The organism is Ruegeria sp. O5 (genome assembly GCF_056535105.1).
Genome location: NZ_JBQERN010000002.1, coordinates 171,773 through 195,531, shown reverse-complemented (window position 1 = coordinate 195,531; position 23,759 = coordinate 171,773). Strand labels below are relative to the sequence as shown.

Annotated in this window: 22 protein-coding genes; 17 read left to right on the top strand and 5 right to left on the bottom strand. The window is 55.0% G+C overall.

Translation table 11 applies throughout. The features are described 5' to 3' along the window. Positions 1–29: 29 nt before the first annotated feature. From trxA to ACR0M3_RS05490, 3 genes are all read left to right on the top strand, one after another. Positions 30–350: a thioredoxin gene (gene trxA / locus ACR0M3_RS05500; protein ID WP_209505247.1), complete on the top strand. Its 321-nt coding sequence runs from the start codon at positions 30–32 to the stop codon at positions 348–350. A gap of 73 nt (positions 351–423) precedes the next feature. Next, the gene (locus ACR0M3_RS05495) at positions 424–774 is read left to right on the top strand and encodes a Lin0512 family protein (RefSeq protein ID WP_267366143.1); all 351 of its coding nucleotides are present in this window, start codon (positions 424–426) and stop codon (positions 772–774) included. Then, positions 771–1,133: a Lin0512 family protein gene (locus ACR0M3_RS05490; protein WP_480898719.1), complete on the top strand. Its 363-nt coding sequence runs from the start codon at positions 771–773 to the stop codon at positions 1,131–1,133. Before ACR0M3_RS05495 ends, ACR0M3_RS05490 begins: the two co-directional genes overlap by 4 nt. Positions 1,134–1,195: 62 nt before the next feature. On the opposite strand, the gene ACR0M3_RS05485 is transcribed toward ACR0M3_RS05490, so the two are convergent. After that, entirely contained in the window at positions 1,196–1,390 is a 195-nt protein-coding gene (locus tag ACR0M3_RS05485) for a DUF1127 domain-containing protein (protein ID WP_209505251.1), read from the bottom strand. 197 nt (positions 1,391–1,587) lie between these two features. Here ACR0M3_RS05485 and hslV point away from each other — a divergent pair, with 197 nt between their 5' ends. Next, positions 1,588–2,145: an ATP-dependent protease subunit HslV gene (gene hslV / locus ACR0M3_RS05480; RefSeq protein WP_480474424.1), complete on the top strand. Its 558-nt coding sequence runs from the start codon at positions 1,588–1,590 to the stop codon at positions 2,143–2,145. Here hslV and ACR0M3_RS05475 read toward each other — a convergent pair. Continuing rightward, the gene (locus ACR0M3_RS05475; protein ID WP_480909921.1) at positions 2,137–3,378 is read right to left on the bottom strand and encodes an MFS transporter; all 1,242 of its coding nucleotides are present in this window, start codon (positions 3,376–3,378) and stop codon (positions 2,137–2,139) included. The genes hslV and ACR0M3_RS05475 overlap by 9 nt on opposite strands. A gap of 191 nt (positions 3,379–3,569) precedes the next feature. Between ACR0M3_RS05475 and hslU the strand changes: the two genes are divergently transcribed. From hslU to ACR0M3_RS05415, 12 genes are all read left to right on the top strand, one after another. Then, entirely contained in the window at positions 3,570–4,877 is a 1,308-nt protein-coding gene (gene hslU, locus ACR0M3_RS05470; RefSeq protein ID WP_480909920.1) for an ATP-dependent protease ATPase subunit HslU, read from the top strand. A gap of 262 nt (positions 4,878–5,139) precedes the next feature. Beyond that, positions 5,140–6,558, top strand: a complete 1,419-nt coding sequence (locus ACR0M3_RS05465) for a mannose-1-phosphate guanylyltransferase/mannose-6-phosphate isomerase (RefSeq protein ID WP_480909919.1) — start codon at positions 5,140–5,142, stop codon at positions 6,556–6,558. A 53-nt stretch (positions 6,559–6,611) separates the two neighbouring features. Beyond that, complete coding sequence (locus ACR0M3_RS05460) at positions 6,612–7,892, top strand: glycosyltransferase family 4 protein (RefSeq protein ID WP_480909918.1); 1,281 nt, start codon at positions 6,612–6,614, stop codon at positions 7,890–7,892. 342 nt (positions 7,893–8,234) lie between these two features. Continuing rightward, positions 8,235–9,722, top strand: a complete 1,488-nt coding sequence (locus ACR0M3_RS05455; protein WP_480486888.1) for a glycosyltransferase family 4 protein — start codon at positions 8,235–8,237, stop codon at positions 9,720–9,722. Between the two features lie 240 nt (positions 9,723–9,962). Next, entirely contained in the window at positions 9,963–11,000 is a 1,038-nt protein-coding gene (gmd, locus tag ACR0M3_RS05450) for a GDP-mannose 4,6-dehydratase (RefSeq protein ID WP_480482570.1), read from the top strand. Further along, positions 11,000–11,893: an NAD-dependent epimerase/dehydratase family protein gene (locus ACR0M3_RS05445; protein ID WP_480773025.1), complete on the top strand. Its 894-nt coding sequence runs from the start codon at positions 11,000–11,002 to the stop codon at positions 11,891–11,893. Before gmd ends, ACR0M3_RS05445 begins: the two co-directional genes overlap by 1 nt. 384 nt (positions 11,894–12,277) lie before the next feature. Beyond that, entirely contained in the window at positions 12,278–14,293 is a 2,016-nt protein-coding gene (locus tag ACR0M3_RS05440) for an FkbM family methyltransferase (protein WP_480482566.1), read from the top strand. A 34-nt stretch (positions 14,294–14,327) separates the two neighbouring features. Next, on the top strand, positions 14,328–15,326 hold the full coding sequence (locus tag ACR0M3_RS05435) for a hypothetical protein (protein WP_480909917.1): 999 nt from the start codon (positions 14,328–14,330) through the stop codon (positions 15,324–15,326). Positions 15,327–15,865: 539 nt separating this feature from the next. Further along, entirely contained in the window at positions 15,866–16,663 is a 798-nt protein-coding gene (locus tag ACR0M3_RS05430; protein ID WP_480909916.1) for an inositol monophosphatase family protein, read from the top strand. Between the two features lie 4 nt (positions 16,664–16,667). Continuing rightward, a complete protein-coding gene (locus ACR0M3_RS05425) occupies positions 16,668–18,362 on the top strand; it encodes a Na/Pi cotransporter family protein (protein WP_480898707.1) in 1,695 nt (564 codons plus the stop codon). A gap of 154 nt (positions 18,363–18,516) precedes the next feature. After that, complete coding sequence (locus ACR0M3_RS05420; protein ID WP_480909915.1) at positions 18,517–19,617, top strand: alpha/beta hydrolase; 1,101 nt, start codon at positions 18,517–18,519, stop codon at positions 19,615–19,617. After that, complete coding sequence (locus ACR0M3_RS05415; RefSeq protein ID WP_480538400.1) at positions 19,614–20,834, top strand: MFS transporter; 1,221 nt, start codon at positions 19,614–19,616, stop codon at positions 20,832–20,834. Before ACR0M3_RS05420 ends, ACR0M3_RS05415 begins: the two co-directional genes overlap by 4 nt. On the opposite strand, the gene ACR0M3_RS05410 is transcribed toward ACR0M3_RS05415, so the two are convergent. From ACR0M3_RS05410 to ACR0M3_RS05400, 3 genes are read right to left on the bottom strand one after another with little or no spacing between them, the layout of a single operon-like run. Next, on the bottom strand, positions 20,831–21,418 hold the full coding sequence (locus tag ACR0M3_RS05410) for a Smr/MutS family protein (protein WP_480909914.1): 588 nt from the start codon (positions 21,416–21,418) through the stop codon (positions 20,831–20,833). The genes ACR0M3_RS05415 and ACR0M3_RS05410 overlap by 4 nt on opposite strands. Then, a complete protein-coding gene (gene mltA, locus ACR0M3_RS05405) occupies positions 21,418–22,458 on the bottom strand; it encodes a murein transglycosylase A (RefSeq protein WP_480909913.1) in 1,041 nt (346 codons plus the stop codon). Before mltA ends, ACR0M3_RS05410 begins: the two co-directional genes overlap by 1 nt. After that, on the bottom strand, positions 22,455–23,117 hold the full coding sequence (locus ACR0M3_RS05400; RefSeq protein WP_480482550.1) for a Tim44/TimA family putative adaptor protein: 663 nt from the start codon (positions 23,115–23,117) through the stop codon (positions 22,455–22,457). Before ACR0M3_RS05400 ends, mltA begins: the two co-directional genes overlap by 4 nt. A gap of 108 nt (positions 23,118–23,225) precedes the next feature. Between ACR0M3_RS05400 and ACR0M3_RS05395 the strand changes: the two genes are divergently transcribed. Then, positions 23,226–23,726 carry an FxsA family protein gene (locus ACR0M3_RS05395; RefSeq protein ID WP_209506871.1) on the top strand — a complete coding sequence of 167 codons (501 nt, stop codon included), beginning with the start codon at positions 23,226–23,228 and terminating at the stop codon, positions 23,724–23,726. Positions 23,727–23,759: the final 33 nt, after the last annotated feature.

Below are 23,759 nucleotides of genomic sequence, written 5' to 3'. Positions count from 1 at the left end.
CCAAGCGCATATCATTCAGGAGACATAATATGTCGACCGTAGCCGTCACCGACGAAACCTTTGACGCCGAAGTCAAGAACTCGGACGTTCCAGTTGTAGTGGATTTCTGGGCCGAATGGTGCGGACCCTGTAAGCAGATTGGTCCGGCACTGGAAGAGCTGGCCGCCGAATATGGCGGCAAGGTCAAGATCGCAAAGGTGGACGTGGACAACAACCCGAACTCTGCCGCCGCCATGGGCGTGCGCGGCATCCCGGCGCTGTTCATCTTCAAGGACGGTCAAGTTGTATCGAATCGCGCAGGCGCTGCCCCCAAAGCCGCGCTGCAAAGCTGGATCGACGAATCCATCTGATCTGGCGATAACGGATTGTTCGAAAGGCGTCTCAGATCGGGGCGCCTTTTTTGTTGAATCGGCGGGGAAACCAATGGCGAAAACGCGCGTTCTTGTAGAATTCGGGATGGGCACATCCCTGCGCCGGATGGACTATACCGAAGCATCTCTGCGGGCGATCAGAGACGCGCTGTGGCACAACTCAGTCAATATGGCCGAGCTGTTTGGTTTCCCGAAAGAGGCGATGATCATCGATGCCGAGATCGGCGTGCAGCAGCCGGATCAAGTGGATACCGACGCCCTCAAAGCCGTTTTCCCTTATGGCCAGCCCAACATTACTGTCACAAAGGGTGGGCTGGACATCGAAAAACCGCATGGCGACGGCCACACGGTCATCGCCAACGCCGCACTGATCGTTTCTTTCGACATGGACCCGGCGCAATGAGTGAAAAGCGGATCATCCTGGAAATGGGCACTGGCAATGACCTTTATGGTCAGGATTATACCAAAGCAGCCCGCCGCGCGGTACAGGACGCGCTGCATCATTCATCCATCACGTTGTTTTCAAAGCTGGGGATCGATCACAACGAAATGCGCGTGCGCGTGACAATCGGCGTTCAGAATCCGGAACAGGTGAATTGCGAGCTGGTTGCTGCCGACTTGCCGCGAGGCCGGGCCGAGGTTCGCGCGATCAAAGGTGGTCTGGATGTCGCTGATGAAGGGACTGGCACTCTGCACGTCATTGCAACTGCTGCGGTCGAGGCCTTTTTGCCCGATCTTGCCGGGAAATACGTCCAGAGCTGAGCAACGAAAAAGCCGCTCGGAAATCCGGGCGGCTGGTTCGGTTTGGCGATCTGTCGGTTGGATCAGATTTTTGCGATATCCGCGCGGCTCAGACCGATATCGTCCAGCTGCGTGTCGCTGAGTTCCGACAGAAGGTTCCGTGTTTTACGGGCTTCATTCCATGCGACAACATTGTCGAATGCATTGATGAAAACGTCCGCCACGTGCAGGATGGTAGCTGCTCCGAGCGGCGCATGAATATTAGCTGTAGTTGCCATGTGCGCAGTCCTTATTGAAGAAACAGCCGACCCGTTGTCGGTTGTGAGCCTCATCTAGTACCGCTTGGCCGGACTCACAATTGCTGGTCCGGTAACCCCGAATTGCATTTTTTGCATATCTTTTGGGCAGTTTGGCAATGGGTTGCGCCAACAACCGGTCCGGCCCATATATACCGCCAGCAAAAGCGGAGACGATCATGGCAGATAACGACTTTCCCGGTTGGCACGGCACAACGATTATCGGCGTCAAGAAGGACGGTCATGTCGTCATTGCCGGCGACGGTCAGGTGAGTCTGGGTCAAACCGTGATCAAGGGCACTGCGCGCAAGGTGCGCCGCCTGTCTCCCGGAGGGTTCGAGGTCGTGGCAGGTTTTGCCGGATCGACAGCGGATGCCTTCACATTGCTGGAACGGCTCGAAGCCAAGCTTGAGGCTACGCCCGGCCAACTGGCCCGCGCCTCGGTTGAACTCGCCAAGGACTGGCGCACCGACAAGTATCTGCAAAAGCTTGAGGCGATGCTGATCGTGACAGACGGCAGGGATCTGCTGGTCATCACCGGGGCAGGGGACGTACTGGAGCCCGAACACAATGTGGCTGCCATCGGGTCGGGAGGCAACTTCGCTCTGGCCGCCGCGCGTGCCATGATGGACAGCGACAAATCCGCAGAAGACATCGCCCGGCAATCCATGGCCATCGCAGCAGATATCTGTGTCTACACCAATGGCAACCTGACGGTTGAGACGATCTCAGGCTAAAAGCGCCTTGATCTCTTTGCCTTTCCATCGACGGTGCATGCCGACCAGCCCCAGGACCGCCGCTACGACCACGATGTAATAGGGAACGCGGATATCGATGCTCATCAACCCGCCACCGATCAGTGACATGATCCCCCCCGCAAGACAGAACACGGCGGTGGCCACGCCCATGGCCCAGCCCTGATCCGCCTCGCTGACGCTTGAGGAGAACAGGCCCAACAGCGTTGGATAGGCGATGCCGAACAGGAAATAGAAGAAAAACACGGGGACATAGCTGAATACACCGCTTGGGCTGAAGGCAAAGGCAAACCCGCAAATGACCATCACCACAAGCGACGTGTAAATGATCGCGTGTTTGCTGAACCTTTCCTGGGCAGGCTTCACCAGGAACGTACTGGAAAAGGCCAACGCCACACCGATGACAACCATCGCCACGCTGCCCCCGATGACCCCATACCCGAATGCGCTGGTCAGGAAATTGTCGACAAACACGTAGAATGTGACATTGGCGATCATGAAAAACGAATAGACCGGCAAGATTTTCAGAACCAAAGGGTGTTCGCCAACTGCGATCAGACTGTCGGTAATATCGCGGGGACGAAACACAAAGGGCTCGCGCTTGGTTCGGGTGTCCTTGAAAAACAGAAGCACCAGAAGAATCGCGATCAACACCAACACGAACGCGCCATAGAACGGGGTTTTCAGCGTGGCAAAGCCGCCAAACAGCGCCGAATCCGACAAAACCGCGCCGATGATCGGCCCGCCGACAAGGCCAAAGCTGACACCTGTCACGATGTAGCCCATGTTTCGGTCCCGGTCAGACGCGTCAGTGCTGCCATCGATCATCGCTGCCTGCGCGATGGGCTGATTGCCCGCAGTGAACCCGGTAATCGAACGGCCGACGATCAGCAGAAGCAGGTTATTGAGATAAAGCGCCACAATGGTCAGCGCATATCCGGCCAACGCCCCCCCAAGGCAGACCAGCAGCGCATTCTTTCGCCCGATCGAGTCAGACACTTTCGAGACATAAACAACACCCAGAAACCACGACAGGAAAAAGCATCCGATCACCAGACCGTAGTAAAAATGCCTACGGCCCACTGGCGTGCTTTCCGGCAGGAAACCTGAGCTCGTTTCCATGATCAGCGAATTGATGATGGGAAAGACCAGACCTTGCCCAATCAGATCCACAAACACCACAAACAACAGGGTAATCTTGGCAATCTTCGTCATTCTGTATGCTCCTGACGCTCGTAACCCTGACGCAACCGTAACAGAGGGTTCGTGTTTTCCCCAAGCAAAGGATTTGCAAACCGCATGAGGCATTGTTAACCAACGCGGCCAAGACCCGCGGTTTGCTTGTTTTCGTCAAAGCCATGATTACCTAGACCGCATCACGCAAATACGACCGAGAGGATTGCCCTTTGACCGACCTGACCCCGCGCGAGATTGTCTCGGAACTGGATCGATTCATTATCGGGCAAAAGGATGCCAAGCGCGCTGTGGCCGTTGCCCTGCGCAACCGCTGGCGCCGCAAGCAGTTGCCGGACGATATTCGCGAAGAGGTGTATCCAAAGAATATCCTGATGATCGGCCCCACCGGTGTCGGCAAGACCGAGATCAGCCGCCGTCTGGCCAAGCTGGCGCGCGCACCCTTTATCAAGGTCGAAGCCACGAAGTTCACCGAGGTAGGCTATGTCGGTCGCGACGTGGAACAAATCATCCGCGATCTGGCCGATGCCGCCATTCTGCAAACACGGGAAATCATGCGCGAAGACGTCAAGGCCAAAGCCTATCAGGCCGCCGAAGACCGCGTGATTGACGCCATCGCTGGTACGGATGCCCGTGAAGGCACACGAGAGATGTTCCGCAAAAAGCTCAAGGCGGGTGAACTGGATGAAACGGTCATCGAACTGGACGTCGCGGACAGTTCAAACCCAATGCCGATGTTCGATATCCCAGGACAACCTGGCAGTCAGATGGGGATGATGAATCTGGGCGATATCTTTGGCAAGGCGTTTGCCGGGCGCACTGTAAGGAAACGTCTGACTGTCGCCGAAAGCTATGACTTGCTGATCGGAGAAGAGGCAGACAAGCTGCTGGACGATGAGACGGTCACCCGCACCGCATTGGAATCGGTGGAACAGAATGGCATCGTTTTTCTGGACGAGATTGATAAGGTCTGTGCCCGCACAGAAGCGCGTGGCGGTGATGTAAGTCGCGAAGGGGTGCAGCGCGACCTGCTGCCCCTGATCGAAGGTACAACCGTCTCGACAAAACACGGTCCGGTGAAAACCGACCACATCCTGTTCATCGCATCCGGCGCGTTCCATATCGCCAAACCGTCAGACCTTTTGCCCGAGCTGCAAGGCCGTCTGCCCATTCGGGTAGAGCTGCGCGCGCTGACCGAGGAAGACTTCGTGCGCATCCTGACTGAAACAGACAACGCACTGACCCGGCAGTATACAGCCCTCATGGCCACCGAAGAGGTCACGGTTGGGTTTACCGAGGATGGTATTGCTGCCTTGGCGCGGATCGCAGCCGATGTGAACCAGAGCATTGAAAACATTGGTGCGCGGCGACTTTACACAGTCATGGAACGGGTCTTTGAAGAGCTGTCATTCACCGCACCAGACCGGGCCGGAACAGAAATAACGGTCGATGCAGAATTCGTGAACGACAATCTGGGTGAATTGACCAAGTCGGCGGATTTGAGCCGTTACGTTTTGTAGCAGCTCGGATCCGATACTGCCGCTTTTCCCTTTTGCCAACTGGAAGCGTGGCGGTTTGTCTGAGGCATGCCACGTTGGAGGAACGTGGCGATCGAACCTCAACTGGGAAATTGAGGCCGAAATGCCTGGACAATGCGGTCTCAGGGGGCAGGTGTTTAGCGTTTTTTCGCCAAAACGTACCCAGTGGTAGTGGAACAACCTTGAAATTGCGCCCTTAAGTTGACACTAGGCACTTGCATTTATTGGCAAAGGTTATCTGATCGTGTCCATCACTCCTGTTCTTCTTTGCGGTGGTTCTGGCACCCGTCTTTGGCCGCTGTCCCGGAAATCCTATCCCAAGCAGTTTACAGCGATCACCGGGGACGAGACCCTGTTTCAATCCTCGGCCCGGCGCGTGTCAGGGTCGGACTATGATGCACCAGTAGTGGTGACCGGATCTGATTTCCGGTTTATCGTGACTGAACAATTGCAGGCGGCTGGCATTGATCCAGGCACGATTCTGATTGAACCTGAGGGGCGCAACACCGCGCCGGCGGTTCTGGCGGCAGCCCTCCATGTGGCAAAGTCCGACCCCGAAGCCCTATTGCTGGTTCAGCCCTCCGACCATGTTGTACCTGATGCTGACGCCTTTCGTGCAGCCGTGGCTGCAGGTGTGCCAGCAGCCCAAGCCGGGCAGTTGGTAACCTTTGGGATAACACCGGATCGGCCTGAGACCGGCTATGGCTATCTTAAACTGGCTGGAGCACCGGAGGGCACCGCTCCTGTCAAACTCGACAGCTTTGTCGAGAAACCAGATGTTGAAACCGCCTCTGCGATGCTGGCCGACGGCAAGCATCTGTGGAATGGTGGCATTTTCCTTTTCAGGGCCTGTGACGTCATCGCCGCTTTTGAAACCCACGCCCCGACACTGATGGCTCCGGTCCGGGCCGCTTGCGAAGCTGCCAAAACGGATTTGGGTTTTCTACGGCTGGACCCAGAGGCCTGGAAGCAGGTCGAAGATATCTCGATCGACTATGCGGTGATGGAAAAGGCCGACAACCTGAGCGTTGTTCCATTTTCTGCTGGCTGGTCTGACCTGGGTGACTGGGGTTCGGTTTGGCGTGAGGCAGGACCGGATGACAACGGAGTTGTGGCCACAGGTAATGCGACCTCAATAGACTGTAATGACACGCTTTTGCGTTCTGAGGCGGGTAATTTGGAGGTGGTCGGCATCGGCCTGAAGGACATAATCGCTGTGGCTACATCCGACGCGGTTTTGGTGGCGGACAAATCCCGTGCGCAAGACGTGAAGAAGGCTGTCGAGGCGCTCAAAGTCAAGGGCGCAAGCCAGGCCACCATTTTTCCCAAGGATTTCCGCCCGTGGGGTTGGTTTGAAAGCCTGGTGGTTGGCGGACGTTTTCAGGTCAAGCGTATTCATGTACACCCCGGCGCAGCACTATCGCTACAAAGCCATCACCACCGGTCCGAACATTGGATTGTTGTTGAGGGAACCGCGAAGGTGACCGTCGATGACGACGTCAAGCTGGTCACTGAAAACCAGTCCGTATACATTCCGCTTGGCGCTGTGCATCGCATGGAAAACCCAGGCAAGGTTCCAATGGTGCTGATCGAAGTGCAAACCGGAAGCTATCTGGGCGAAGATGACATCATCCGCTATGAGGACGTCTATTCCAGGGTCTAGGACACGGTTGGATAACCGCTTTAGACTGACCGGGTGGCCGAAGGAAAACGGAAATGGAAAACGATCTCAATGCAGCCAAGAAGCGGCAGGTTGTCTATGACCTGACCGAGGTGCTTTTAGCCTCGACCGGTAAGCTGCGTTATTACGGGATCGCCAGGGTCGTTGCCGAGATTGGCGCTGAGCTCAGAAAACAGGACGCGTCCGTCAGATTCGCCGTTTTCTCGCAGGGTCATAACGAGCTTCTAGAAATATTCCCAACCATACGAGCAGATGGTGGCGTAGACCTGAACGTTCCAATCGGTATCCGGCAATTGCGCGTGCGCAGTCACCACTACACCAAGTCAATTATGAGGGATCTGGTGCTGGCGGCCGTCAGACCGCTGGTCGGGCGCAGAAACCGCAAAGCCTGGGAGGCGATAGCCCCAGACATGACGCCCATCGACATGTCTGGAAAGGCGTTGGTGAGTTGTGGGCGGCCCAAGTTGATCGTTGAAATCCTGTGCACTCTGGATCGTAAAGGGGTGACTTGCGATATCATTCCATTGCTGCATGACATGATCCCCATGCACGATTTTGAACACCAGCTGGCAAGTTTCCCGCGTAACTTCATAGGGGATAACCAACTGCTGGTTTCCCGGGCCAAGGCGCTGTTAACAAACTCCGAATTTACGCGACAGGAAGTTCTGGACTTCTCCGAAAAAGGTGTTCTGCCGGAAGCGCCAGAGGTCTACGCAGTCCCCTTGGTTCATGAATGCCCCGAGGGAACCGAGCAATCCGAGCAAGATATTCCGGATAATCCATATATCATGACAGTTGGATCGATGCTGGGCCGCAAGAACCTGGATGTCGTATTCGAAGCATTGCGCATTCTGAAGCGTGACGGGAAAGACGTACCCACTTTGGTTCTGGCAGGGGCGTTGCGTCACAAAACAAGCACCTATCTGCAATCAGACGAATGCACAACGATCCGTGAGCACGTGGTCTTCCGCGAGAACCCCAATCAGACAGACCTTGTAAACCTGTACAAGAATGCTTTGGCACTTGTCATGCCTAGCCGAATGGAGGGCTGGGGTTTACCCGCCGGTGAAGCCTTGTGGTTCGGTACACCAGCGCTTTGCTCTACTGCGGCGGTTCTGAAAGAAGTGTGCGGAGATCTTGGTGTCTATTTCGATCCAGATCGGCCTGATCAACTTGCAAACCATATCACAAGGCTGCTGACAGATCCGGAGTTCGCTCAGAACCTTCGCGCACGCATTGCTGCGCGTAAACCGCAGCTTCGCACTTGGTCGAACGTTGCAGCGGACGTGCGAGCGGTATTGCAAAGACTGGACTAACGGGACCGTTACCCATCCCGGCAATAGAGCCCATAAACTTTGAAAGGACTGTCATGCCTGGCAATTCCCCTCTAAAATGTCACGTGGTTTTGGTCCAATCGACCTCGGCGCTGCGCGCAGGTCTCAGCATTATTCGGCATTCTGTCAGGCAGACGCCACACTCGCCGTCAAGAGTCAGCCCTTCTGTTGTGTGAACCTCAATTTTCCAGAAAAGCGCGATTACTTGCTCATGAAGTCGAGTTAGTCGCAAAAGCCCTTAAAATCAGTACACTTCGGTATTACTGCGAAACAATCCAAAAAGATGAGACCACTTCATCTGGCAGACTGCATGGAGAGTAAGCTATGAACGCCCCTACGTTTAACCAAGATGGCAAAAAAGTATTCTTCGATATCTCAGGACTAATCGACTATATCAAAAAAGTTGATCGCTACTCGGGCATTCAGCGTGTTGTTGTTGAGTTGATCTCAGAGTTTTCTAAACTAAGCGATCCAAAGCTTGTTTACCTTTGTTGGTGCGATGCAAACTCCGGTGTTCAGCGCTGTTTGCTTCTGGAGGAAATGGGTCGAGAAACCCTTACGTCGCCAGCTAAGCTGCGGCAGATTTTCTATCCTTGGAAATCCGCGCGCTCAAATCTTCCAATGTTGGACGGGTACCGGAACCGCCCTGCAAAGTATTTCTTCCACCGCACCAAATTGGATGTGATGAGCTTTCTCAGAAGAGAGTCCGTATTTCGAAAAAAGGACATGTCATCAGAGATGTGGCGCGCGGCCCGGCGGAAGAAAGCACCAGTCGAAACCTCGGGGTCTCGCCGAACCGAGCAACCTTTGTTCGATGTGGCAATAGAAGGTGACCATCTTGTGCTTCTGGACAGCAGTTGGCTGGCGCGCCACACTCAGGCGTTCAAAAAGGCGAAAGCGAATGGGATGGAAGTACATTCGCTGGTGTACGATCTGATCCCTATCGTGGCACCACAGTTTACAGCTGGAAGCATGCCTTATGTATTTTATGACTGGCTTTTAGACAGTCGGGAGTACACAAGCCGCTACATGACAATCTCTGAGGCGACCCGGCAGGATCTTTTACGCTTTTTTCAAGCACACGATATCCAGAGAAATGCGACCGCTGTTCCCTTGGCGCAGGCGGGGTTGTCCAAGATTGGGCTCGAAGACGAGAATGCCCAGAAACAAGGGCCCGTGTCTTCGCGGATTTCGTTCGACGCTTTCCCCCATCTTGAAGACGCCAGCCAGCTAAGTGTCCACCTGCGGAAAATTATTGGTGAGCCTTATGCGCTTTGTGTTGGTACGGTCGAACCACGCAAGAATATCTGGCGCACCGCGATGGCGTGGAAGTACCTTGTTGATCAGGGCCATGTTGATCTGCCTAAGCTTGTGTTTGCCGGCCGCAAAGGCTGGCTTACAGACGAGTTCGATAACCTATTGGAGGGGACAGGCGATATATACGGCTATGTAAGCATGGTTGACGGACCAACAGATGAGGAGCTTGGCGTCCTTTACAAGAACTGCCAGTTCGTGCTGATGCCGAGTGTTTACGAGGGATGGGGCCTGCCCGTGGGCGAGGCGTTGGCCTACGGAAAAACGGCCGTAGTCGCCCAGAATAGCTCGCTCGTCGAAGTAGGAATGGATCTTGTTGAATATTGTGATGCAATGAGCGTCCAAAGCATCGGCGAGGCCGTCTTAAGGCTCAATAACGCTGCCCACCGTTCAGAACTGGAAGAAAAAATCAAAACCGCGCCACTGCGCAGTTGGTCAGATGTGGCTCGGGATATGGGGCGGGCAATGTACGCACCCAAAAAAACCGATGCATATTGACGTCTTTCACGACTTATCGCAGGCCCAATCTTTCATCAGAAAGTCCGCGCTCTTGGTTCTAAGCTTGGGTTCGCAGGTTTCAATTCCAATACAGAGCTTTGAATTGGCCAGTTTTGTAGCCCTTGCGCGTGAAATAATACTAAAGCGGTCTTGCACACACTACTAAGTTGACAAAAAAGCACTGCTCATGTCGGCCAGGATTTTCCGACAGGCAAAAGACAAAACAGAAAGGGATTAAGAGTGACAAAAACTGCTATCGTCACAGGTATCACAGGACAGGATGGTGCCTATCTCGCTCAGCTGTTGCTGAACAAGGGTTATAACGTCGTGGGGACCTTCCGTCGGGTTGTTTCCACGAATTTCTGGCGCATTGAAGAGCTTGGTATTCGTAACCATCCCAATCTGGATCTGTCGGAACTCGACCTGACTGACATGGGGACAATGATCCGGCTTATTCAGAAGGTGGAACCGGATGAGATCTATAACTTGGCGGCTCAAAGCTTTGTGGGCGTCTCGTTTGAACAACCGCACACAACCGCACAGATCACCGGCGTTGGCGCACTTTATTTGCTGGAAGCTATCAGAATAGTGAACCCCAAGATCCGGTTCTACCAGGCTTCCACTTCCGAAATGTTCGGCAAGGTTCAGGAAGTACCGCAGCGCGAGACGACTCCGTTCTGGCCGCGCAGCCCCTACGGTGTTGCCAAACTATACGCGCATTGGATGACCATCAATTATCGAGAAAGCTACGATATATTCGGCAGCTCAGGTATTCTGTTCAACCACGAAAGCCCTTTGCGAGGGTTGGAGTTCGTAACACGCAAAATCACTGACGCGGTTGCCAAAATCAAACTGGGTCAACTTGATTGCCTTGAGCTGGGCAATCTTGACGCAAAGCGCGATTGGGGGTTTGCCCGGGATTACGTGGATGGCATGTGGCGTATGCTGCAAGCTGATGAACCCGATACATTTGTACTGGCGACCGGTCGCACCGAGACAGTGCGGGATTTTGTCTCCATGGCTTTCAAGAGCGCGGGTATCGAGCTGCGTTTTGAAGGTGAAGGTGAGAAAGAAGTGGCGGTGGACGCCGAAGGCAGCCGTGTTCTTGTGAGGATTAGCCCCAAATTCTATCGCCCTGCTGAAGTGGATTTGCTGATTGGCGACGCGAGCAAGGCAAAACAAGAGCTTGGTTGGGAGGCGACAACATCTTTGGAGGAACTCTGCCAGATGATGGTTGAGGCGGATCTTGCACGTAACGAAAAGGGTGTGTCCTTTTGATGCCGGCACCCCGAGTTCTGATTACCGGACGCTATGGCTTTACCGGACACTATGCCGCAATAGAGCTTGCAGAAGCAGGGTGGGACGTTTGGGGCATCGGAACAAATCCGGCCCCCAAGCCTGATTCCCAATATCTGGAAGCAGATTTGACAGATTCATCGGGTCTAGAGCAGGTCATTACCCATGTCGCTCCGGACGCGGTGCTGCATTTGGCAGGGGTCGCATTTGTGGCACACGGAACCGCCGAGAGCTTTTATCAGGTCAATCTGATGGGGACGCGGTGCTTACTAGAAGCGCTTGCCAACACCGGACATGGCCGCAAAGCCGTCGTTCTGGCCAGTAGCGCGAATATCTATGGTAACGCCGCCGTGCCATCCATAGGGGAATCTACCCCCCCGGCACCTGTTAACGATTACGCGGTTTCAAAACTTGCAATGGAGCACATGGCCCGGCTGTATAACGACCGTCTTCCTGTCGTTATTGCCCGACCATTCAATTATACCGGTCTTGGCCAGGACCCCAAGTTTCTTGTTCCCAAGATCGTTTCTCATTTCCGGCGTAAGCAGCCACAGATAGAATTGGGAAACCTGGATGTCGCGCGGGACTTTTCCGATGTACGCGATGTTGCGCGAGTATACAGGTTGCTTCTGGAAAACGCGCCCGAAGGTGAAACCGTGAATATCTGCTCCGGTAAAGCAACCGCGCTGGCAGAGATTCTGGACATGTGCCGAACCATAACCGGCCATGAGATCGAGGTGGTGTCTAATCCTGCCTTTATGCGTGCACAAGAAATCAAGGTTCTGATGGGCGATCCCACACTTCTGGAAAACCTGATCCCGATCGGCATCCGTCACACTCTGGAAGAGACGCTGAAATGGATGCTGAAGGAGTGACCTGAAGCATCTCGATTGCCGCCGCCAGAGGTTCTTGGCAGAACAATCGGCCGTAGCATCCGGATACCATCGCCAACTGGATTGTATATGAACTGCAGGAAAAGGTGATTGGATCTCTGATTCACATCACCGTTTATGGCCGTCTACTTTCTTATCCAGAACGGCTTGGGGTCAGAGTGATATCAGATTAAGGGTGTTTTGATCCTTCGCCGATCACACCTAAGCTTGCAGATCCTTTGACCTAATACGTAACGCGAAGGAACGCGTGATTTCCGAGCCAGAAACGGGATGACCTCTGTCCTGACTTGTACTAACAATCAGGTAAATATCCGAGAAAAGCGCGATCATCTCGGACAAAACCATGCAAATGTGAAAGTACGGAGTATGACTGACACCTTCTATCGCGATTTCGAGGCACGATTTCGTGGCGATCCTTCTCTTATTCGAGAGCGTTTGCGAGTATACCAACCCTTCCTGTCGCCACTTGCCGCTCAGAAAGGGGACGCACAGGCGCTTGATCTGGGATGCGGTCGAGGTGAATGGCTGGAAATTCTGGAAGAGGCTGGCCTGAGTGCACGTGGCGTCGATATCGACAAAGGGATGCTTGATATCGCTCACCAAAAAGGTCTGGCGGTTGAACAGATGGAGGCTCTGCCGGCGTTGAAAGCGCTGCCAGACAACGCGCTTGCCCTAGTGTCCGCATTTCATTTGATCGAGCATCTGCCTTTTGACGATATTCGCGAACTGGTAACAGAGGCGCACCGTGTTTTGCGCCCTGGTGGGCTTTTGATTTTGGAAACACCCAATCCGGAAAATCCACTTGTTAGCTTGGTCAATTTTCATCTTGACCCTACGCACTTGCGACCGCTGCCTCCGGGGTTAACCAGTTTTCTCACCGAGCATGTCGGGTTCGAGCGCAACGTGATTCTTCGTTTGCAGGGCAGTGAGCCAAGAGAGGAAACAGCTGCTCATTTGATCAGTCTTTTCACAGATGTTTCGCTTGATTATGCAGTGGTAGCACAGGTTGATGGACCAGAGATCGGTGCTCTGGATGAGGCGTTTTCGCTTCGAATTGGGATGGACCTGATCCAAGGTGTCTACCGGTTTGACAGAGCATTATCAGAGATTCACCGGGCGCTGGGCAACGTTCCACCTCTCGCCACGGAAGTGTCGAGCCTTCGCGATGATATCATGCAACTGCAAAGAGCGCACACAATGACCCAAGTTCAACCCAAGCGTGGAGCGCTTGAAAAAATGCTGTTCCGCACAACGAACGGGCGTCCAGTCCGGACATTGCGGAGGCTGCTCTTCCACGCGAGCGGTAAGCCGCGCGGGATATTTCGTAGGTGGGTATTGAATCACGACGGATCTCCTCGGCGCCAATTCCAGCAATGGATGGCAAGCCCGGAATATCTGGCGCTACACTGGCCGACGAGCCAACGCTTGAACGCAGCACCTAAATCCTCAGAAGACGATGGCAACGGGGCAACTTTCCTTTCAGGGGAGGCTGAAATCTCGACAACAAAATGGGCTTCACCCGAACCCTTCGTGCAAAACTCGGAACTCGTCATGTCGCGCGGTGCCGAAGGAGGGCACTGGATAACGCACCGAAATGATTCCGTGATTGGCGGGTCTCTTCGTCAGACTGGCCAGTTCCAGGAGCACGCCATTGATGATGTAATGCAGATTCTTGCCCAAAATGGGCATGAAATCGCGACGTCATGTTTCGTGGATATCGGAGCGAATATCGGCTCCCATTCGATCCATGCGGCACGGCGTGGTTTTGACCGCGTTATCGCTTTTGAACCAGACCCGCAAAACTTTCGACTTTTGCGCGCTAACACATTCCTGCATGAGGTAGATCACAAGGTGTCCTGCCACCAAATGGCAGTATCGGACAGAAACGGCACGATGCAGATGGAGCTCTCGCCTTCCAATTTCGGAGACCATCGCCTTCGCGTCTCAGGCGACATCGCGAATAATCTACATGATGAGGGCGATTGGATCCTTCAGGATGTGCCGGTTCGGACCTTTGACAGTTTAGTCGAGGATGGCCTGCTGCCTGAAGACGGGCCCGATTTGATTTGGATCGATACGCAAGGGCATGAAGGTCACGTGCTGGCCTGTGCAAAAAGAATGGCCACAATGCGTTGCCCGGTTGTGCTTGAGTTTTGGCCCTATGGTCTTGAGCGTTCCGGGGGTTACAAAATGTTACGCGACGCAATCGCATCACGCGACGATATCCGGGTCATTGATCTTGGCACATCTAACCCGAATAGCCTAAACCAGCTATCTCTTGATGCGCTTGATCAGATGTACGAGGCATTGCGGCAAGGCGAGTCCAAGGCCGGTTCTCCGCATACTGATCTTTTGCTGATGCCAAATCTTACAGGCTCTTGATACCATTGTTACAATTCAACTACGGAAACCTATCGTGAAACTGCGTCGGGTCTTATTGCGCTTCTTGCATTCTTCCGAAACGCTGCATTTGTCTGCGCCGGCCCCGCAGATGACTGCAGCTCATCTCGCTGAAATTGCGGAGCGCCAGGAACGGTTACTGCTGGCCACTGGGCAGGTTGCCGCCCGGCAGGTTCAGGCGATGGAAAGGCTTGAATGTATCGCCGACGCAGAATTCCGCATCCATTCTCAATTCGGGGAAGATGGCATTATCGAATGGTTGGTCTCGCAACTGCCAAGCATACCACGCGTCTTTGTTGAGTTTGGAGTTGAAAACTATACCGAAGCGAATACGCGCTTTTTGGTGCGCCACAGGGGGTGGCGCGGTCTGATCATGGATGGGTCAGCCGCGAATATTGCGTATGTTCGGGCAGATCCAATCCACGTCTTCAATGACATAACGCCCGTTGAAGCCTTTATTACTGCGGAAAATATCGACACTCTGCTGATCGAGCACGATCTGTCGGGCGAAATTGGCATTCTTAGTGTCGATATTGACGGCAACGACTATTGGGTGCTGGATGCGATTAGCTCCGTATCTCCGGCGATACTGATTGTTGAATACAACGCGATCTTTGGTGATTTGCATAATCTGACTGTCCCTTACGATCCGGGCTTCGAACGTTTCTCGGCACATTATTCAGGCCAGTATTATGGTGCATCTCTGGGTGCGTTCAAAATGCTGGCCGCTGCGAAAGGGTATCAATTTGTCGGAACAAACTCGGCCGGCGTGAACGCATTTTTTGTACGTGATGACCTCTCCTCACATATCACATCAAAACTTGATACATATCGCGCATGGCCATCCCGGCATCGGGACTCGCGGGATGAGAATATGGCAATGTCCTTTTTTCGCGGGCTCGATCGTGCAGAACTTATTTTGGATAAGCCTGTTATCGATCTGTCGTCGGGCAAGACGCTGACCCTCCGAGACCTGGGCCCGCTTTACAGTGATCACTGGATAAGCGAAATGTAGAGACCTTAGCCAACCCTGGAACCGCTGACCTTAATTCAGATAGCTGGATCGCGTTACCTAAAAGTGTACTCCATGACAATTCATTAGGTAGATTTCAGTGTATTTACTGTTTGGAGTCGGTCTTCGGAATCACGGCTTTCGGCGGTCGCGGTTTTGCTCAGCTCCGAAATGCTGCTAAAGGCGGCACGATGCCCGGAAACTTGTTTACTGGATAAGTTAAATCTTTGTCTTCAAGTGTGTAGGGGCCGGGACGTCCACAGGAGCTCACTCTTGTTTTCGTCACAACCCTCTGGCCTTTGGGTGCGCCTGTTTGCGTGTAGCCAGCCTTTGCCTGCATGTTCTGAGAATCGAATCATGTTTCAAAATCCACATGCTTTTGTGAAAGCGTGGATATTTGGGTTTTTTTGTTTGAATATTTGTTGATCTGTAGGATTATTGTGGGATGTGTTGAGATGAGATCGAGACGAGACCGCCAAATGGTCGTTCCTGATTTGTAACCGCTCCGGGATCGCAATCATCGTTAAACAGGATAGAAACAAATGCTGAATCCAAAGACGTCACAGACCGATGAAAGCACCGACCTGCTGTCTCATGCGGTAAAGATCGCCGACTTGGCCAGCGAAGCAGCGCGGGGGTATTTTCGTGGCGCGCTGGGGGTTGAGTTCAAATCGGATGAAAGCCCGGTGACACAGGCCGACAAGGGTGTTGAAGCGCAGGTTCGCGCCTATCTTGGACAGCATTTCCCCGATCACGGCATCTTTGGCGAAGAACATGGGTTCGAGGGTCAGGATTGTCGCGAGGTTTGGATCATCGACCCGATCGATGGAACCCGGTCATTCCTGTCCGGGCATCCGCTGTTTGGATTTCTGTTGGGGCATCTGGTTGACGGTAAACCGGATATCGGCGTGATCGGCATGCCAGCGATAAATGAAATTTTCACCGGCGTTGTTGGCCGGGGCGCCACGTTGAATGGCCGTGAGATCACGACTTCGGCCCAAACGCGGCTGGATCAGTCCATTCTTTTTGTAAACGAAGGGGACAAGATCTATCGCGATCATCCGGCGTTATTCGACAGGCTGATGCAGTCTGGACAGACCAGACGGTTCGCCTATGATTGCTACCCCCATGCCCTTCTGGCGGCGGGCCATGTGGATGCTGTGATCGACTATGACCTTCAGCCCTATGACTACCTGCCAGTGATGGCCGTGGCTGAAGCTGCGGGTGGGGTGATGACAGATTGGGAGGGTCGGCCGCTTGACCTGAACTCCGACGGCCGGGTGATTTCAGCGGCAACACCCGAACTGCACGGGGAAATGCTGGATTTGGTGAACGGGTAGGATCATGGCGATAGTAAGCTTTCTCATCAGCCTAGCCGGAGCCACGATGCTGCTGCTTTATGCGGTGCGGATGGTCCGCACAGGGATCGAGCGCAGCTATGGGGCTTCGTTCCAGCGCCTCATGACGGGCCAAAGCCATTACGCGCAGGCGTCAATGGTCGGCATTGTAATGGCGGTGGTTCTGCAAAGCTCCGCGGCGGTTGCCCTTTTGACATCGGGGTTTGCCGCCGGGGGGTTCCTGACCTTTCCCACCGGTCTTGCAATCGTGCTGGGCGCTGATCTCGGTTCGGCGCTGATCATTCAGGTTTTGTCGTTCCAGCTGGGTTGGCTGATACCGTTGCTTCTGGCGGTTGGTGGGTATCTGTTTGTCAAAACCGAGGCCAAGAAGCCCCGGCAATTGGGGCGCATCCTGATGGGGATTGCGTTCATTCTTATCTCATTGCGCTTTTTGCGCGAAGCCATGGACCCGATCCGGGACAGTGCCTTTCTGCCTGCTGTCGCCGAGTATCTGGCGCGCGACTATATTACAGCGTTTCTGGTCGGCGGCGCGCTGGCCTTTGTTATGCATTCCTCTGTCGCGGCGATCCTGATGTGTGTGACGCTGGTCCAGATCGGCGCAATCCCATTTGCTGCCGGGCTGTCGCTGGTATTGGGGGCCAATTTCGGTTCAGCTTTCATACCTGTTTGGCTGAGCAGGGGGATGGAAATGCCTGCCAGGCGCATACCCTTTGCCAACCTGGCCTTGCGCGGCAGCTGGGCGATTGTCACCCTTTTCGCAGCGACTGCGGCACTGCGTGCCGGTGTTCTGGGGGATTTGCAGGGCGGTCAGATGCTGGTCAATGCGCATCTGGCGTTCAATGCTTCGTTGCTGTTGCTGGCACTGCCGTTCTGCGGGCGATTGCGCGCGCCGTTCGAGCAGTTTTTTCCGGACCCGAAATCTGCGAACGCGCTGGCCCAGGCAGGTCGCCCGGCCAGCGCGCTGGATGTGCGCACCGCCGGCAGCCCGTCTCAGGCGCTGTCCAGCCTCAAGCGTGAACTGCTGCGGATGAGCGATCTGGTCGAGTCGATGTTCCGCCCGTCACTGGAATTGTACCGCAGCGGCGACAAGGACCAGATACGCGCCGTAAGGGACATGGACGAAGATGTGAACGACTGCCTGTCGGGTATTCGAAAATTCGTGGCCGCCATTCCCGAGGAGACATTCGGAAAGCAAAACGCAAAAGTGGCGCGCGACCTGATGGAATACGCAATCCGCCTGGAAACCGCGGGCGACGTTGTTGCCAAGCGGTTGACTGTTCTGGCGGGCGACATGCGGAAAAAGGGCGCTTCATTTTCGAAAGAGGGCTGGTCGGAACTGGTTGAGATGCACGAAGGCATCCTGGCCAACCTCAAACTGGCCTCAAACGTTCTGATCTCGGACGATCTGGAAAGCGCCCGTCTGCTGAGCCTTGAGAAAACCGAAATCAAACGGGCCGAGCGCGACAGCCGCAAACGCCACCTCAAACGCCTACAGCACGGCAGTACGGAAAGCTTTGAGACCAGCGATATCCACCTGGAAACCCTGCGCGCGTTCCGTGAATTTAACAGCCACATCGCTGCGGTGGCCTATCCGATCCTGTATCGGAACGGGCAATTGCTGGAAACCCGCCTGATCGAAGAAATGCCGCACAAGGAACAGGACGAGGATACCGAGGTCTAGGTCCAACAGCACCGGCAGAGATCGGTTTCGTACGGATACGGTCTGTTACAGATTGTAACCGCTCGGGCCAGTTTCTGCCGCTTTTTCGCGTCGCCGTGCTGGACGCGGGATTAGAATAAGATAGCGTGTCGGCAATTGGTTCCGGGGGCTGTCCGTGCTGCGTTTCTTAATCTTCATTCTGTGTCCGGTCGTGCTGGCGGCATGTGTTGACCGGACTGTATCCGAAACCCTTCCATCTGCATTGGAAATCGGAACTCCCGAAACGGTTTTTGCGGCCACGACGCGTGCGCGCGAGCCCGATGGCGCGTATGGATTCCGCCGCGCAGAACGCCTGCAATTTCTGGAAACGACCGTGTCGATACCACCGGGCCGTTCACCGGGAAGCCTTAAATTCTCCTACGCAAACCCTGACCCGAGAAAACAGTTCGTGCTGGCAGAGGTAGATCAGCTAAGCGGGCCGCAACAGCTGAAAGACAGGCTGAGTGGGGCTAAGGAAGTCACGATTTTTGTGCACGGCTATAACTCCACTCAGACAGAGACATTGTTCCGGGCCGCTCAGCTGTCGCATGATATCGGCATTCCCGGTCAGATCCTTGTCTATTCATGGCCCAGCCGCGCGACAGGCTATGGTTATGCCTATGATCTGGACAGTATGTTGTTTGCCCGTGATGGGCTGGAAGAAACCATTCGTCTACTCAAATCCATGGGAGTCAAGCGAGTAGCCCTTGTGGCGCATTCAATGGGCGGCGCGCTGGCTATGGAGATGATACGGCAAACCGAACTGAAACAGCCGGGCTGGGCAAAGCGAAATCTGGAAGGCCTTATTCTGATATCACCCGATCTGGATGTGGATGTTTTTCGGTCGCAGATGAACAGTATCAAAAATCCTCCTGATCCTTTTGTCCTGATGGTGTCCAAGAAAGACAAGGTCCTGAACGTCTCCGGCCGGTTGAGGGGAACCGCCGATGGTGAAAGGCTGGGCAATATCGGATCGGCCGAGAAGCTGTCCGATTATCCGATTGAAATCCTGGATACGACTGCCTTCAACAGCGATGCGGAATCCTCCCATTTTGTGGCTGCTACTTCTCCGGCCTTATTGACTATCCTCCGCTCTGTGCGCCGGGTCAGCGAAACATTTGGGCGCGATGACCGGCGCGGGATCGACATTCTCGTGCCGCCAAGCCAGCGCAATCCTGCTGGCGCCACAGAAATCGTGCTGACTGAAACCGGCCAGGCCCAGGTAAGTAATCCGTGACGCGGGTTTCCCTGCACCGGTTTCTTGCGGACAACGCGACCTGGCTTGGGGCCGGCGTTCTGCTGACATTTCTGTCCAGTTTCGGGCAGACCTTTTTCATCTCGGTCTTTGCTGGTGAAATCCGCTCGGAATTTGGCCTCAGCCACGGCGCATGGGGTGGGCTGTACACGTTAGGCACGACCCTGTCCGCCGTCGTGATGATCTGGGCCGGAGGGTTGACGGATATCTTCCGCGTACGGGTTTTGGGCCCGGTTGTGCTGGCGGGACTGGCGTTGGCCGCGATTGCAATGGCGCTGAACACTTGGCTGCTGCTGTTGCCGTTGGTGATTTTTTTGTTGCGGTTATTTGGGCAGGGGATGAGCACGCATCTTGCCGTGGTCGCAATGGCCCGCTGGTTCACGGTTACGCGGGGCAAAGCGCTTTCCATAGCGTCCACCGGCTATGCGCTTGGCGAGGCGTTGCTGCCGCTGATCTTTGTTGGCGCCATGGTTTATCTGGATTGGCGTTGGCTGTGGATTGCCGCGGCGGGCATCACGGCGTTGGGTATTCCGATCCTGATGCGGCTGCTGCGAGAAGAGAGAACTCCACAAAGCCTCGCCAACGCGTTTTCAGCATCGGGAATGCAGGGAAAACACTGGACCCGCCGGGACGCTCTGTTCCATCCCCTGTTCTGGTTCATGGTGCCATCAGTGCTTGGGCCATCCGCATTTATCACCGCGTTTTTCTTTCATCAGGTTTATCTGGCGGATGTGAAGGGGTGGCAGCATATCCAGCTGGTGGCGCTATTTCCGATCTTTACCGGAATATCCCTGCTGTCCATGTTTGCATCTGGCTGGGCGCTGGATAAATGGGGAACCGCCCGGATCATGCCCTACTATCAGCTTCCGATCGCACTTGGGTTCGTCATTCTGGGCACAACCAATTCAATCGGCGGCGCAACCCTTGGGCTGGTTTTCCTGGCTTTGACCGTTGGGGCAAACAGCACGTTGCCCAGCGCATTCTGGGCCGAATTCTACGGAACCCGACATATCGGTGCGATCAAGGCGATGGCCGCGGCTGTCATGGTTCTGGGATCGGCCATCGGCCCCGGCCTGACCGGCGTTCTGATTGACCTTGGTATTTCGCTGAACACTCAGTTCATCTGGGTTGGGGTGTTTTTCGTGCTGGTTTGCGTTCTGGTCCGAACCGGAATTTCCCGCGCCCGTCGGGACTTTTAGCGCATTCGCCTGAGATAGACGTAATAAGCACCGTCGCCGCCATGGCTGATATGCGCTGGCGTGATCTGCATCACCGCCTGCGCCAACGGCGGTATGGACAGCCAAAGTGGCACCTGATTGCGCAGAACGCCGCGCGGGGTGGGGATCGGGCCGGGTTCGTCGCGGTCCTTGCCTTTGCCGGTTACCACCAGAACCAGTCGCTTACCTTGTGCCTGTGCGCTCAGGATAAAGCGGATCAACGCAGGATGGGCCGTATCAACCCGCATACCGTGAAGATCCAGCTTGCCTTCGGGCTTTAGCTTACCGCGTTTCATCCGGCCAAAAGCTTTGATATCCATCTGAACAGGCGCGGCACGCAGCGCATCCGTCACCGATGGCTTCAGATCGTTTGGATTTGGTTTCGGCTGAAGGTTCTGACCAAGCTCAAACACCTCAAACCGGGGTTTTGGTGTTTTTCTGGGCCTGGGTTTCGGCAGGGTGGTCGGATGGACGGTCTGTGGACTGTCCGGATGCAGCCGCTCGGCCTGTTTGGTGACCTTGCGCCAAAGCTCGATCTCATCGGTTGTCAGTTTGCGCCGGGTCATCAGAATTCATCCGGCAACAAGGCATAGGCGCGTTGAATGGGCAGCAACAGAACCATCCGACCCGGATCTTTCAGTTTGCCCGCAGCCTGCCCGGCCTCTTCACCGGTTCCGAAAAAGATGTCGGCCCGTTGCGCACCTTTGATCGCCGCGCCTGTGTCCTGCGCAATCATAAGCCGTCGCAACGGTTTTTCACCGTCCTTTTCCACCCAAACAGGTGCGCCCAATGGTGTATAGGCGGGGTCCGCCGCAATCGAGCGCATCGTCGTGATCGACCGGTTCATTGCCCCCAAAGGTCCAAATTCAGGAGCAACGCGTGAGACTTCGCGAAAGAAAACGTATGACGGGTTGTGAAGCAGCAACTCGGCACCGGCCTCGGGGTTCTTGCGCACCCAGGCGCGGATCATCTGGGCGCTGACCTCATGCGCACCCAGAACCCCACGTCGCACCAGTTCAACACCGATCGACCGATAGGGGTGACCATTCGCGCCACCATATCCAACCCGCAGCGCACCGCCATCCGACAATCGAATACGGCCCGAGCCCTGAATTTGCAGAAAGAACAGCTCGACAGGGTCGTCGACCCAGGCGATCTCTAGCCCGCGGCCCTGCATCACATCACCGGTCAGGATGTCACGACGGCTCAGCCATGGTCCTTCGGCACGGGCTTCGGGCGGCATCTTGTAGATCGGGTATTTGAAACGGTCTGTCCGGGTGCGCGCGCCGTCAAGCTCGGGTTCAAAATAGCCGGTAAACAGGCCCTCTTTGTCATCCTCGACCAGAACAGGGCGGAAGAATAACTCGAAAAAGGCGCGGGCGGCATCCGGTTCATATGTTCTGGCCACACCACACAAGGCGCGCCAATCCGGGTCATCCAGATCACCGCACGTGTTCAGAAATACGGAAAGGGCCGCGCCGTGGTCGTCCTCGGCCCAGCCCTGCAGATCGTCAAACGACAGTATGGATCGCGTTGCCTCGGCTTCGGCAGCGCTGGCGATGGTCATTGCACCCACCAGTAAAAGCGACCGAAGCGTTGCAATCATGCGTCCGTGGCGACAAGCAGCCAGTTTGGATCGTCCTTGCCCATGACGCGGGCAAAGGTCCAGCTGTCCTTCTGGCGCTTCACAGTATTCGGGTTGCCTTCGACGATATCGCCTCCGCGATCCCTAACGACCGAGGTCAGCTCCCCCACGAACTTCATCGTGATTTCGGCCTGGTTCGTATCCTTGTCGAATTTCACATCCGTCAGGGTGGTTTCCCGCACACCGATGAATTCGGCCTCAATGGTCAGGCCCTGATCTTCGCGCGCTGCCACGACCGAAACGAAAGTCTCGAACACCTCTTCCGACAGGAAAGGCTGGATTTCATCCAGATTGCCCCTTTCAAACCCCATCACGATCATCTCATACGCACCGCGCGCGCCCTGAACGAACTCACTGACCGAAAAACCGGGCTCGACACGTTTCATCGCAGCCAGTGTTTGCGCCTGTTCGCTGTCTTCGGCGACATGGTCAGTAATGTCATGATCCGGGCCGCCATCGATCACCTCGAAACCGCGGCGCGATTTATGGGCTTCAGGCTGTTGCTGCACAGGCGGTTTTTCAAAGCCTTCACGCGTGCCCAATACGCTTTTGAGGCGCAGGATCAGGAAAATGGCAATTCCGGCCAGGACCAGGAGCTGGATCATAGGGTTGTCGCTCATTTCATTCTCTTTTCAACGCCGCGACTTTGTATACACGGCCTCATGCCACTATGTAGGTGACAGTGAGTGGCAAGTCCACAGCCCGGCCTAAGGGAAAGGATAACGCAAATGTATCTGTTCTTGGCATTTTTGTTGGTGCCCATAATCGAAATCGCGCTGTTTATTCAGATTGGTGGTTTGATTGGGTTGTGGCCGACACTTGCCATCGTAGTGCTGACCGCGGTTCTGGGCACGGTTTTGGTGCGGACACAAGGTCGCATGGCGCTTGGACAGCTGCAACGGTCCTTTGCCGAACTGGACGATCCGACCGAACCGCTGGCCCATGGGGCAATGATCCTGTTGTCGGGTGCTTTGTTGCTGACACCGGGCTTTTTCACTGATGCCGTTGGTTTTGCGTTGTTAGTTCCCGGTGTCCGCATCGCCGTGTTCCGCTATCTGAAATCCAAGGTTACCGTGACCCAGTTCCAGATGGGGCCGGGCCCCGGATATCAAACCCGGGGGAACCCGTTCGATCAGGGCGATATCATCGATGGGGAATTCACCGAAGTTCGGCCAAAAAAAGACCCCTCGAAGCCTTCGAAATGGGTGGAAGGCCCCCACCAGCATTGAGGTGCCGCGCCCAACTTGCTAAGCAGTGGCGAA